Source organism: Novosphingobium sp. (assembly GCF_024642085.1).
Classification (GTDB): Bacteria; Pseudomonadota; Alphaproteobacteria; order Sphingomonadales; family Sphingomonadaceae; genus Novosphingobium.
This window is the reverse complement of the sequence record NZ_JAHEBV010000024.1, coordinates 1-12738: the sequence shown is the minus strand read 5'-3', so window position 1 is coordinate 12738 and position 12738 is coordinate 1. Positions and strand designations below refer to the sequence as shown.

General features: G+C 63.0%; 12 protein-coding genes. 5 read left to right on the top strand and 7 right to left on the bottom strand.

All coding sequences use genetic code 11. The features are described 5' to 3' along the window. Positions 1-36 precede the first annotated feature (36 nt). Positions 37-753, top strand: a complete 717-nt coding sequence (locus tag Q0L62_RS10265) for a tRNA (guanosine(46)-N(7))-methyltransferase TrmB (RefSeq protein ID WP_296679511.1) — start codon at positions 37-39, stop codon at positions 751-753. 104 nt (positions 754-857) lie between these two features. Further along, entirely contained in the window at positions 858-1622 is a 765-nt protein-coding gene (locus Q0L62_RS10260) for a sulfite exporter TauE/SafE family protein (RefSeq protein WP_296679467.1), read from the top strand. 1 nt (position 1623) lies between these two features. On the opposite strand, the gene Q0L62_RS10255 is transcribed toward Q0L62_RS10260, so the two are convergent. Together Q0L62_RS10255 and Q0L62_RS10250 are read right to left on the bottom strand one after the other, a co-directional pair. Continuing rightward, positions 1624-2493: a CoA ester lyase gene (locus Q0L62_RS10255; protein ID WP_296679465.1), complete on the bottom strand. Its 870-nt coding sequence runs from the start codon at positions 2491-2493 to the stop codon at positions 1624-1626. Between the two features lie 4 nt (positions 2494-2497). Further along, positions 2498-4780, bottom strand: a complete 2283-nt coding sequence (locus tag Q0L62_RS10250) for an NADP-dependent malic enzyme (protein ID WP_296679463.1) — start codon at positions 4778-4780, stop codon at positions 2498-2500. A 133-nt stretch (positions 4781-4913) separates the two neighbouring features. Between Q0L62_RS10250 and mutS the strand changes: the two genes are divergently transcribed. Together mutS and Q0L62_RS10240 are read left to right on the top strand one after the other, a co-directional pair. Further along, a complete protein-coding gene (gene mutS / locus Q0L62_RS10245) occupies positions 4914-7508 on the top strand; it encodes a DNA mismatch repair protein MutS (protein WP_296679461.1) in 2595 nt (864 codons plus the stop codon). 12 nt (positions 7509-7520) lie between these two features. Further along, complete coding sequence (locus Q0L62_RS10240; RefSeq protein ID WP_296679459.1) at positions 7521-7730, top strand: hypothetical protein; 210 nt, start codon at positions 7521-7523, stop codon at positions 7728-7730. Between the two features lie 7 nt (positions 7731-7737). Here Q0L62_RS10240 and Q0L62_RS10235 read toward each other — a convergent pair whose 3' ends face one another. From Q0L62_RS10235 to Q0L62_RS10215, 5 genes are read right to left on the bottom strand one after another with little or no spacing between them, the layout of a single operon-like run. Then, positions 7738-8976: a WcaI family glycosyltransferase gene (locus Q0L62_RS10235; RefSeq protein ID WP_296679457.1), complete on the bottom strand. Its 1239-nt coding sequence runs from the start codon at positions 8974-8976 to the stop codon at positions 7738-7740. Between the two features lie 8 nt (positions 8977-8984). Then, positions 8985-10160 carry a nucleotidyltransferase family protein gene (locus Q0L62_RS10230; protein ID WP_296679455.1) on the bottom strand — a complete coding sequence of 392 codons (1176 nt, stop codon included), beginning with the start codon at positions 10158-10160 and terminating at the stop codon, positions 8985-8987. 8 nt (positions 10161-10168) lie between these two features. Further along, on the bottom strand, positions 10169-10741 hold the full coding sequence (locus Q0L62_RS10225; protein WP_296679453.1) for an LptA/OstA family protein: 573 nt from the start codon (positions 10739-10741) through the stop codon (positions 10169-10171). Continuing rightward, positions 10741-11385, bottom strand: a complete 645-nt coding sequence (gene lptC, locus Q0L62_RS10220) for an LPS export ABC transporter periplasmic protein LptC (RefSeq protein WP_296679451.1) — start codon at positions 11383-11385, stop codon at positions 10741-10743. The genes Q0L62_RS10225 and lptC overlap by 1 nt, the downstream gene beginning before the upstream one ends. Before the next feature lie 23 nt (positions 11386-11408). After that, a complete protein-coding gene (locus tag Q0L62_RS10215) occupies positions 11409-12029 on the bottom strand; it encodes a ribonuclease D (protein ID WP_296679449.1) in 621 nt (206 codons plus the stop codon). A gap of 69 nt (positions 12030-12098) precedes the next feature. On the opposite strand from Q0L62_RS10215, the gene Q0L62_RS10210 reads away from it, so the two are divergent. Beyond that, positions 12099-12738, top strand: a 640-nt coding sequence (locus Q0L62_RS10210) for a uracil-DNA glycosylase (protein WP_296679508.1), incomplete at its 3' end; no start/stop codon positions are given.

Here is a 12738-nt window from a genome sequence, read left to right as displayed (position 1 = left end):
ACCACGAGCAAGGCCGGTGCCACAGGCGCGCGGATCATGACCGCACACAAATCCGGCGATCCGACCACGATTAACCGCCTCTATGGCCGCGCCAAGGGCAAGCCTTTGCGGGCCGGGCAGCAGGGTCTGGTCGATACGCTATTGCCGCGGATTGCCATGCCGGAGGACGGCCCGGTCACCGCTGAAGTTCTGTTCGGCGACAACCGCCCGCTGCATTTCGAGATCGGCTTTGGCGGGGGCGAACATATGGCGGCGCGGGCCGATATGTTGCCCGATCATGGGTTCATCGGGGCCGAGCCGTTCCTCAATGGGGTGGCGCAAGCACTCACGCACGTTGACGGCGACAATGGTAAACATCCGCCATTGGGCAATGTCCGCATCCATCACGGCGATGCGCTGGATGTGCTGCGGCGGATCCCGGATGGGTCGCTGGCGTTCCTCTACCTGCTCCACCCTGATCCCTGGCCAAAGGCGCGCCACGCCAAGCGGCGGATGATGAACGACGGCCCGCTCGACCTGTTCGCGGCAAAGCTCAGGCAAGGTGGAGAGTTCCGCTTTGGTACCGACCATGCAGTCTACCTGCGCCACGCCTTGATGGTAATGCGCCGTCATACCGCGCAATTCGAATGGCTCTGCGACGACCCCGGCCAGTTCCAGACGCGCCCGTCCGGCTGGCCGGAAACGCGCTATGAGCACAAGGCCCGTACGGTCTATGGGCACGAGGTTTGGTACTTCCGTTACAAACGCCTGTAACCGCCGCAAGAAACGTACGCTTCGGCGCGGCTTTGGAGAACTTTCTCGCCGGAGCATGGTTCTAACTCTATCGATCCAGTCGACTTTGTACGAATCGAGAGACTATGGATCTGACCGCTATTGATTTTCATGCCCTGCTGCCGTTCATCGGCGTGGGTTTTGCTGCACAGCTGGTCGACGGTGCGCTGGGTATGGCGTTCGGCGTAATTTCCAACACGCTGCTTGTTGGCGTGATGGGCGTGCCGCCCGCGCTGGCTTCGCAGCGGGTCCATATCGTTGAATGTTTTACCACCGCAACTTCGGGGATCAGCCATCTGCTTCATGGCAATATCGACAAGAAGCTGTTTTTCCGATTGCTCATACCCGGGGTTATTGGCGGCATTCTGGGAGCCTATTTCCTAACCCATATCGAACCGGGGGCCATAAAGCCGTTCGTTCTGGCTTATTTGACCGGGATCGGCCTTTATATTCTGGGGCGCGGGCTCTTGTACCCTCCGCAACTCAAGGAGGCAAAACTCATTGCGCCGCTTGGGCTGTTCGGAGGCTTTCTGGATGCGGTCGGCGGCGGAGGATGGGGGCCGGTCGTGACATCGAACCTGCTGATCCAAGGCGCCGATCCGCGCAAGGTGGTGGGGACAGTCAACGCGGTCGAATTTTTCCTGACCGTTACCGTATCGGCAGCCTTTATCTTTCACCTTGGCGTCGCAGACCTGGCCGGAGCAACGCTTGGCCTGCTTATCGGCGGCATCCTGGCAGCACCGCTGGGAGCCTGGGCGGCGAAACATTTCAATCCGAAGGTCATGCTGATCCTGGTCGGTGTCGTCCTTACCCTCACCAGCGGCTACGGAGTCTACCGCGCGTGGGGATGATCTAGCGACTGTCGATCTGGGCGGCGACAGCCAGTATGTGCTGGGCCTGAGCATGGTGCAGCAGTTCGACCATCTTGCCTTCTATCCGCAGCGCGCCCTTGCCGCCCGCGCCGGGCGCTGCAAAGGCGGCGACCACGGCCCTGGCCCATTCAAGTTCATCCGTGCTTGGCGAAAAGGCGGCGTTGCATGCGTCGACCTGAGCCGGATGAATCAGGCTTTTTCCGTCAAACCCAAATTCGATGCCCTGCGCAGCTTCAGCAGCAAGACGGTCAGCATCATCGATGGCATTGCAGACTCCGTCGATCGCGATCAGGCCATTGGCCCGCGCTGCAACGACAGTGAGAGCCAAAATCGGCAGGAACGGTGCGCGCCCTGGCAGAATACGAGCCTGCATCTCTTTGGCCAGATCGTTGGTCCCCATCAAGAACCCGCTCAGCCTGCTCGTTGCCGCCCGGGCAGCGACATCGGACAGGCACGGAACAACCGCGCAGGTTTCGATCATTACCCACAGCTGTGTGGCCCGTGGCGCCGCCGCCAATGCTGCATCGTAGGTTGCGACATCGGTTGCCGCGGTGATCTTGGGAACCAGTACCGCATCAGGTCCGGCTGCGGCTACGGCAGCAAGATCGGCCGCGCCCCACGGAGTAGCAAGGCCGTTGCAACGCACAACCAACTCGCGGTGACCGAACCCGCCTTCACGTACTGCAGCGACGGCAGCGGCTCGCGCTTCCTCCTTGGCCTCAGGCGCCACAGCATCCTCAAGATCAAGGACGATAACGTCAGCGGACAAAGTTCGGGTCTTTGCGACAGCCTTGGCATTGCTGGCCGGAACGTACAGAACCGAACGGCGCGGGCGGGACGGCGGCTGCATCAGCCTATCCTGCAACGCCCGCTGCAGCCAATACGGCCAAGGTCAGCACATCGGGGGCGATGGCGGTCATGGGCGCTATCTGCACCGGCTTTTCCATCCCGATCAGCATTGGCCCGATGGTGGCGTTGCCGGCCAGTTCGCGCAGCAGCTTGGCCGAGATGTTGGCTGATTGCAGCCCTGGCATGATCAGTACATTGGCCGGTCCAGACAAGCGGCTGAACGGATAGTTCTTCATCACCGTTGGATTGAGTGCGGCATCGGGGGCCAGCTCTCCTTCGTATTCGAAATCGGCATTTTGCGCATCAAGGATCGATACGGCATCGCGCAGTGGCTCAAGCCAACGTCCCGGCGGATTGCCGAAAGTCGAATAGGAAAGGAAAGCAACGCGCGGTTCGTGGCCGAGCCGGCGCGCGACGGCTGCGGTTTCGGTCGCGAAGCGGGCCAGATCCTCGGCGCTCGGGCGTTCGTTGACCGTGGTGTCGGCCAGAAACACGGTATAGTTCTTGCCGATCATCAGGTGAATGCCGAATGGCAGTTGCCCAGCCTTAGGGTCAAGCACCTGACGTACTTCGCGGATTGTCTGGGCAAAGGTCCGGGTCATGCCGGTAACCATTGCATCGCCGACACCCAGCTTGAGCAGCGTCGACGCGAAAATGTTGCGGTCCTGGTTGACCATGCGCCGTACGTCGCGTTCCAGAAAGCCGCGGCGTTGCAGCTTTTCATAAAGCATTTCGACCATTGCGGGCACGTGCGGGCTGACTGCCGAGTTTTCGATGTGCCAGGTTTCCGGCTGTTCGATTCCCAGTTCAATCAGCTTGGCGCGTACGGCTTCAGTTCGGCCGACCAGCACCGGTTCGCCATAACCAAAGTCACGGTATTGGATCGCTGCGCGCAGTACGATCTCGTTTTCCGCTTCGGCAAAGATCATCCGCTTGGGATTGGCTTTGACCGTTTCATAGACGTGGGTCAGCACCGAAGTGGTCGGGTTGAGCCGCGCTTTAAGACTGTGGCGATAGACGTCAAAATCCTCAATCGGCTTTTGCGCGACGCCGGTGTCCATCGCCGCTTTGGCCACGGCTGATGAGACCACCTCCATCAGGCGCGGATCGAATGGTGCGGGAATGATATAGTCCGGCCCGAACTGATGGTTCTTGCCATAAGCGGCAGCAACCTCGTCGGGCACGGTTTCACGCGCAAGTTGCGCGATTGCTTTGGCAGCGGCGATTTTCATTTCTTCATTGATCGCGGTGGCCCGCACATCCAGTGCGCCGCGGAAGATGAAGGGGAAGCCCAGCACGTTGTTGACCTGGTTGGGATAGTCGCTGCGTCCTGTTGCAACGATAGCATCGGGCCGCACTGCCTTGGCTGCCGGCGGGGTTATTTCAGGGTCTGGATTGGCCATCGCGAAGATAATCGGCTGGGGTGCCATCTTTTCCACCCACTCGGGCTTCAGTGCACCAGCTGCCGACAGGCCAAGAAAGATGTCGGCACCAACCAGCGCCTCATCCAGGCTGCGGTGTACGGTATCAATAGCGTGGGCGCTCTTCCACTGGTCCATGCCCTTTTCCCGGCCGCGATAGATCACGCCGGAACGATCGCACACGGTCACGTTTTCGTGGCGAATGCCCATCGATTTGATTAGCGCGGTACAGGCCAGAGCTGATGCCCCCGCGCCGTTGACAACCACCTTGACGTCGGCAAACGCGCGCCCGGTCAGGAAGCAGGCGTTGACCAGGCCTGCCGCCGCGATGATCGCAGTGCCGTGCTGATCATCGTGCATCACCGGGATTTTCATTCGTTCGCGTAAGGCCTGCTCGATAACGAAGCATTCGGGTGCCTTGATGTCTTCCAGATTGATCCCGCCAAACGTCGGCTCCAGCAGGGCTACAGCCTCGATAAACTTGTCCGGATCTTCGGTAGCGACTTCGATGTCGATCGAATCGACGTCGGCAAAGCGCTTGAACAGCACAGCCTTGCCTTCCATCACCGGCTTGGATGCCAACGCGCCAAGGTTGCCCATGCCAAGGATCGCCGTACCGTTGGAAATCACAGCCACCAGGTTGCCTTTGGCGGTGTATTCATAGGCATCAGCGGGATTATCGGCGATTGCCTGAACCGGCACCGCGACGCCCGGCGAATAGGCTAGGCTAAGGTCGCGCTGGGTGGCCATCGGTTTGGACGCGATGATCTCGATCTTACCCGGGCGGATCGTGCTGTGATAGAACAGCGCCTCGCGCTCGGTGAAGCGGACGTTGCTTTCGTTGGTCTGGGTAAGGTCTTCGGCCACGCTTATCCTCCGGTTCCGGCTTGGCCCTAACCCACCGAAACGCGACGCGATAGGGGAAAGCTTCGATGCTGGCCCTCCCGAATCGCCGATAGTGCGGCTAACCCCCTGTTCAATGTCCGGACCCGCGACCCCGATGATGACGCAGTACCTTGCACTCAAAGCGCAGGCCGGGGATTGCATGCTGTTCTACCGGATGGGGGATTTCTTCGAACTCTTCTTCGATGATGCCAAGCAGGCCGCACAAATCCTGGATATTGCATTGACCAGCAGGGGTGAGCACATAGGCGTGCCGATCCCGATGTGCGGGGTCCCGGTCCACGCAGCAGAAGGGTATCTGGCGCGGCTGATAAAGGCCGGCTGCCGCGTCGCCATCGCCGAGCAGACTGAAAGCCCCGAACAGGCCAGGAAGCGAGGCGGATCGAAGGCATTGGTGGCGCGCGACATTGTGCGCTTTGTGACCGCTGGGACGCTGACCGAAGAGGCACTCCTTGAACCGCGCCGGGCCAATATGCTGGTCGCGGTCTGCGCCGTACGCGGCGCGGTCGGCATCGCCGCCTGCGATATCTCAACCGGGCGGATGGAATTGGAGGAATGCGCACCTGATAGGGCCGGAGCAGCGCTAGGCCGCTTGGCGGCAAGCGAGCTGGTCGGGCCCGAAACCTGGGTGGACATGCCGCTCGATGGTATTCCCCGCCCTGCTCGCGATTTCGTCAGTGAACGGGGCGAGGCGGCACTGAAGGCGGTTCACGCGGTCAGTACACTTGACGGATTTGGCGCGTTCAGCCGGGCAATGCTGGCGGCGGCTGGCGGGTTGATCGCTTACCTAGAGCATGTCGGGCGCGGCAAGTTGCCACTGCTGCTACCGCCGGTGGCGCGCGCCGGCGAAGCGCACCTCGCCATGGACGAAGCAACGCGGGCAAGCCTCGAGATTCTTGTTGCCACTGGCGGCACCCGGCGCGGAAGCCTTATAGAGTCGGTTGACCGCTGTGTGACGGGGGCAGGCGCGCGGCAACTGGCCGATGACCTGTCTGCCCCGCTGACCGACCGCACTGCCATCGAAGCACGGCTGGCACTGGTTGGCTGGCTCCACGACGATGCCCTGCTGCGCGGCGATCTGCGCGCGGTGCTACGCGGACTGCCCGATCTGGGACGTGCGCTGGGCCGGGTGGTGGCGGGGCGGGGATCGCCGCGCGACCTGGGCCAGCTCCGCGATGGCCTGATTGAAGCCCGGCGGATTCACGATCACTTGCGCCACAAGCCGGACCGGCCTGCCTTGCTGGAAGAGGTGCTGCCGAAGCTGACCGGGCACGGCGCGATGACCGACCTGTTCGCCCGCGCACTGGTGCCAAGTCCACCGACCGAGCGTAGCCAGGGAGGCTATATTGCCGAGGGCTACGACGCAGCACTGGACGAACTGCGCCGCATTTCCGGCGATGCACGCCGCGCCATCGCGCAGCTTGAGGCAAAGTACCGCGACCAGACCGGCATCGCCGCGCTAAAGGTCCGCCACAACGGCGTCCTTGGTTATTTCATCGAGGTCCCAGCCGGGCGCGCCGACGCGCTGATGACACCTGACAGCGGCTTTACCCACCGCCAGACCATGGCCGGGGCAGTCCGCTTCAACGCTCTGCCACTTCACGAAGAGGCCAGCCGGATTGCCGAGGCAGGCGGCCGTGGTCTTGTTGCCGAAGAAGCCCATTTCGAGGAGCTGGTTGCCAGTGCAGTCGAAGCGCGCCACGCCATTGCTGCGACGGCCCAGGCGCTGGCCCGTCTGGATGTCGCAGCTGGGCAGGCCGAGCGCGCAGCGGAAGGTGGCTGGTGTCGACCTCAAATTACCGAAGATCCCGTGCTGGCGGTTGACGGCGGGCGTCACCCGGTGGTCGAAACCGCGCTAGCCGCCAAGGCGCGCGGCGGCGGCGAACGCTTTGTCGCCAATGCCTGCAATCTGTCCCCGCAGGACCGCCTATGGCTGGTGGGGGGGCCCAATATGGGCGGCAAATCGACTTTCCTGCGCCAGAATGCTCTGATCGTTCTGCTGGCCCAGGCGGGTGGCTACGTTCCGGCAGCGCGCGCGGAAGTCGGGCTGGTTGACCGGTTGTTCAGCCGCGTCGGTGCATCGGATAACCTGGCCCGGGGGCGTTCAACCTTCATGGTCGAGATGGTCGAAACCGCCGCTATTCTGGCGCAGGCAAGCGAGCGCAGCTTTGTCATCCTGGACGAAGTCGGTCGCGGCACGTCGACCTATGACGGGCTGGCGCTCGCCTGGGCGGTGGTCGAAGCAGTACATTCCGCCAATCGCTGCCGCTGCCTGTTCGCGACGCACTATCATGAACTTGCCCGCCTGGCGGAAAGCTGCGAGGCATTATCACTTCACCACGTCCGTGCACGCGAATGGAAGGGCGAGCTTGTCCTGCTGCACGAGGTAGCAGATGGACCAGCCGACCGATCTTACGGCCTCGCAGTGGCCAAGCTGGCGGGTGTACCCGCGCCGGTTGTCGCGCGTGCCAAGGCGGTGCTTGACCGGTTAGAAAAGACTCGCACCGAAAGCGGCGGACTGGCTGCGGGGCTGGGCGACCTCCCGTTGTTCGCCGCCGCGCTTGAGCATCACGAGGAAGTGGTCGATCACTTGCGCGAACGTCTAGCCGCGGTCGATGTCGATGCCCTGACCCCGCGAGACGCGCTTGACCTGCTTTACGAACTTAAACGCGAGGCTGAGAGCCTTCCTTAAGGCATTTGCGCTATGCCTGCGATCATGTTCGGGCCAAGCATATTTTCCGTGTTCCGCAGCCGCTGGAAAGCTTTGTGGTGGTCGGCGGGTATTTTATTGACTGCCTACTGCACCGTTCCCGCGGCCCAAAAAAGTGCCCAACAGACGCCGCAAGCCAGTTCTGCGGACATGGCGGCCGTCGCCGCGGCAATGAAGGATATCGAGAACCAGCCGTCAGAGTGAGCGGTGTTCAGGTCAAGTCATCGAGCGCTGCCAGCCAACGGGCAATAATCGCTGGCTTGCTCCACCGCTGTGCCGCCCGCTTCTGCGCAGCTGCGCCCAGCTTTGCGCGCCGCTCAGGATCATCGGCCAGCGCTGTAATCGCCTGGGCGAGCGCCGCTGCATCCTCTGGCGGAGTGATCGCACCGCAGCCATCGACTTCGACGTAAAGTCCGGTGCCTGGGTCGGTCGTGGCCACGACAGGCCGAGCCGAAGCGAGCATGTTGGTCAGCTTAGACGGAAGGACCAGATCGGCTGCTCCGGCAATTTGCGGTAGCAGGTGCAGATCGGCCATGGCGAGCAGTGCGCCCATGTTTTCGGCGGGCTGCAGATCGTGAAGCTGGACGTTGTTCAGCCCCTTGGCGCGCTCGTCCAGCGCTGCCCGATTGGGGCCTTCACCGCAAATGACAATGGCGATATCCGTGCGGTGCTGCAGCAGGTGTGCCGCTTCGACCAGCACCTCGATACCCTGTTTGCGGCCCACGTTGCCGGAATAGAGTGCGACTGTTCGCTCACCCAAACCCCAGGCGCGGCGCAGTTCGGCGCCGCCTGCGTAATCGGCGGCAAAGCGGCTGTCCGCCCAGTTGCGCAGTTCGATTATCCGGGCGGGATCGACGCCTTTGGTAGCCAGCCGCGTGGCCATTTGCGGGCTGATCGTCGATACCCGGTCAGCCAGTCTCAGGATCGCCCGTTCGGCGGCGAGAGCCAGCCTTGCAGGCCAGCCTTGGGCGTGCAGCAGGCCAGTGGCGACCGCGGCCTCTGCCTCGAAATCCTGGATGTGGATCCACAGCTTTGCCCTGCACAGCCGCGCCACAGCCCACGCCGAGACGGCACTGAGCATGGCCGGCGCGACCACGACGACCACGTCGGGCCGTTTCCTGGGCCGCCAGGCGGTGACCAGCGCCGCCGGCAAGGCCGTGGCGGCAAAACTGGCCAGGTGGACTATACGCTTCAGCCCGCCTGGCTGGAGCGGAATGTAGTGCGGGCACCGCGTGACTGAAACGCCGGCTTCCCGGCTGGTCCGGTAGCCCCAGCCAAATCCGGGATAACGCCGCCACTGCGGGTAATAGGGCTGTCCGCAAATCACATCTGCGGCGCGGCCATCATGCACCAGCGCCTCGGCCAGACCTTGGGTATATGGGCCGATTCCGACCGGTTCGGGCGCATAATTGAGCCCGACAATCAGGATGCGCTGCTGGGCTTTATTCACGGTGTTGGTCAGTTTTCCAGCCAGCGCCGAAACTGCGCAAGCTGGCGGGCCTGGCGCCGCTGTGCCGGATCGGCCAGCGAAACGGCAACGTCGCGCAGCTTGGCCAGGGTCCAGGCCGCGCGCCCCCCATCCTGCGCGCGGTCGATCACCAGATCTTCACTTGCGGCGAGCCTGATTCGCCCGCCGACCAGATTGCGTGCCTGGCTAAATCCCCCGGTCATCACCGTGGCGATGAACCGCGCGTTCTTCTTGGCGGTATAATCCTGGACCAAAAGGTCACGCGCCAGATCCATCGTCGCTTGTGTGGGTGAAGCGGGTTCCGCGTGGTGGGGCGCAAGCGCCGCGCTTGCGTGATAATGCCGGACCAGCGCCAGAACCAGCGCTCCGCCTGCTGCCCAGTTTTGAGCATGGGCCTGCTCCCACAACAGATCCCAGTCGATGGAATGGTGAGCGGCCAGAAAGTGCACATCGGTGAGAAGCAAGGGTCCGCAATCGAACCGGTGTCCATAAACCGCATGGACGATCAGGTGGGACAACATGTCGGTCGGGGCGGGATAACGAATGCCGTCCAGATTGATCGACCGTTCACGGACATCCGCTTCGCTTGCTTCTGGCGAGGCATATTCAAGCCGTCCGTCGCGTTCCATCAAACGGCCGTGCAGTTCAAGGCAGGTTCCCAGCGGCATGGTCAGCGGCGGCATGTGCTTGTCCAGCCGGGCGGCATCCTCAAGCGCGATCTTGCTTTGTTTTTCAATAATATAGCCACCGGCTATCAGTGCTTCGAAAGCTGCTAGCACGCGTTCTGCCGGCACCAGGATATCAATGTCGCGCATTGGCCGCAGTGCTGCGTCGGGATAGGCATGGCGCGACAGAAAAGCGCCTTTGAGCGCGATCGGCTTGAAACCCTGTGCCTCCAGCAAGGCCAGGGCCGCGCCGCAATCGGCGTGTTGGGCCAGAGCAGCCAGCGCAGCCCGGCGGTAATCGGATGCCCACTGATGGCGCACATTTTCTGGTATGGCCGGGTTAGCGCCGTGGCGCGAATGCAGCCACGGTCCCATCCGGTGCAGCGCTGCCATCGCGCAAAGCGCACTCCATTGCGCAGGACCCAGCGCTTCAAGACTGGCTGTGGTCGCTGTCCCGGCAAGGTCGAGCAGTGTACGCCCCGCAAGACTGGCCCGCGCCACGGGACAAATCAGTTCTTGGACGGCACCGAGAAGGTGCCTGTCACCCGGCCTGCGCCATTGGTGGAGCCGACCGGCGCCCCCACGGCCGACGATCCGCCGCCCGCGCGGCCATCCACGCTGGATACGCCGCTGGCCAGATCGATGACCAGGCGCCCGCCGTTAAGTGTATCGGAACCCCGGCGCAGCGCCACGTTGCCGGCCATGGTGATGATCCGGCGATTGAAATCGTAGATCGCGACATCGCCGCGCGCGCTTTCGTTGCCACGTGCCACCTGGACCCCGCCGGTTGCATCAATGCGCTGGATCTTGAGGCTGCCCGCATCGGTATAGGCTACTGTTGTGCGCGCCGCCTTGAGGTCGAGCCCGCCCTGCGTAATCGCGACATTTCCAGACAGGACGACCCGGTTCTGCCGGTCCTGCAGTTCGATCCGGTCCGCGGCGTAGCTGACCGGCGCATTGCTGTTGTGTCCGGCAATCGCCTGGGCATCGGTGCGTCCGATCGACAGCGTGGCCACAGTGCCAACGGCAAGGCCGATGCCCAGCGAACGCAGCGCGATGGAGAGAATCGGTTTTTCGGCCATCACGGCATCCTGAGCTTGCCCGGCGCCATCAGCAGGCGGGCGTTACCTTCCAGTGCGACAGTCCGCGCACCCAGATCGGCCACTATCCGGTTGGCGCTGAAAGTTCCAGCCGGAATGGAGCCGTTGACCCCGCCATTACCAATGACCTGGCGCGTCTTGAGATTGATCGACACGTTGCCCGCGGCCATGCGATAGCCATCGGCGGCGGTAAACAGTACCTGGTCTGGAATGATCACCTGCTCGCGGTCATAATCGTAACTGCCGTGCGCAGCAGTCAGTTCCGCAGGGCCATCGTTCATGCGAATGCGTGCCGCCAGCTCATTCATTTTGACGACTGGTTCACGCGCACTTTTCTGCACGGCATCGCCGGCTGTGACGGTGAAGGGGCGGCCCTGATTGTCGATGCCGCGGTACATTGCATCGGCCACCCTTACGCGGTCCTGGGTGATCGCCACCTTGTTACGGTCGAGCAGGAAGCTCACTTCGCCCCGCGGGAACAGCGGCTGGATGATCATGGCGGCGGCTACCACCCCGACCATGCCCGGCAGCCACCGCGCCAGCACACGCACGCGCCGGTCATGCGATCCGCCGGGGGCGGCCCACAGGCGGCGCTTGTCGCGATTGATGTCTGCAGCCTGGCTCATGACAGGGCGCTATTGCTGTGCATTCATGACTCGTGGCTGAAGATGTCCTTGTCGGGCCAGCCGGCAAGGTCGAGCCGCGCGCGGGCGGGGAGAAAATCGAAACAAGCCTGCGCCAGTGCCATGCGCCCCTCGCGCTCCAGCCGTTCGGCCAGGATGATCTGCATGGCGTGAAGGTAACGCACGTCCGATGCTGCGTATTCGCGCTGTGCCTCGCTCAGTTCTGCGCCGCCCCAGTCGCTCGACTGCTGTTGTTTGGACAGTTCCTTGCCCAGCAGTTCGCGGACCAGATCCTTCAGACCGTGACGGTCGGTGTAAGTGCGCACCAGCTTGCTGGCGATCTTGGTGCAGAACACCGGTGCGGCGGTCACGCCCAGATAATGGTCGATTGCAGCAAGATCGAACCGGGCGAAATGGTACAGTTTGACTCGCGCCGGATCGGCCAGCACCGCTTTGAGATTGGGCGCGGCATAGTCCGATCCCGGCTTGAACCGGACCAGGTGTTCATCACCGCGGCCATCGGCAATCTGCACTACGCACAAGCGGTCGCGCGGCGTAATCAGTCCCATGGTTTCGGTATCGACTGCAACAGGCCCGGGGGCGAGCACGCCGGCGGGGAGATCGTCTTCGTGAAGGTGGACAGCCATATGGCCAAGGTGCTTAGGCCGATAAACGCGGGGAGGAAAGCCCCGACAGAGCCGTGGAGCGACTGGACGATGGGTAGCAGCGACGCAGTGCCGGAAACGTGGCGCGCGGCGCTTGGCCCGGTGCTGGCGGCGCCTGAGGCACGGCAACTGGCAGACTATGTTGCGTCCCAGGAAAAGGCGGGCACGGCGATCTATCCGCCCCGCGGCCAGCGCCTTGCCGCGCTAGAGCTTACTCCGCTTGATCGCGTCAGGGTCGTGATTTTGGGCCAGGATCCCTATCACGGTGCAGGGCAGGCCAATGGCCTTGCCTTTTCGGTCGCACCCGGAGCCAAAGTGCCGCCCAGCCTGGCCAACATCTACAAGGAGCTTGAACGCGATCTTGGCCTGCCGCGCAGTGCCCAGGGCGATTTGACACCGTGGGCCCGGCAAGGCGTGCTGCTTATCAATGCGGTGCTGACAGTGGCACATGGCCAGGCCGCCAGTCATGCCGGAAAGGGGTGGGAGGCGATTACCGATGCAATCGTTGCCGCTGTGGCCGCCAAGCAAGACCCTTGCGTGTTCATGCTGTGGGGTAACCATGCCCGCCAAAAGGCGCAGCGCGTGCAGGGACTGGGCGCGGGTACCCACCATCTGGTGCTGACGGCGCCCCATCCCAGTCCGCTGTCCGCGCATGGCGGCTGGTTCGGCAGCGGCCACTTTGGCAAGGCCA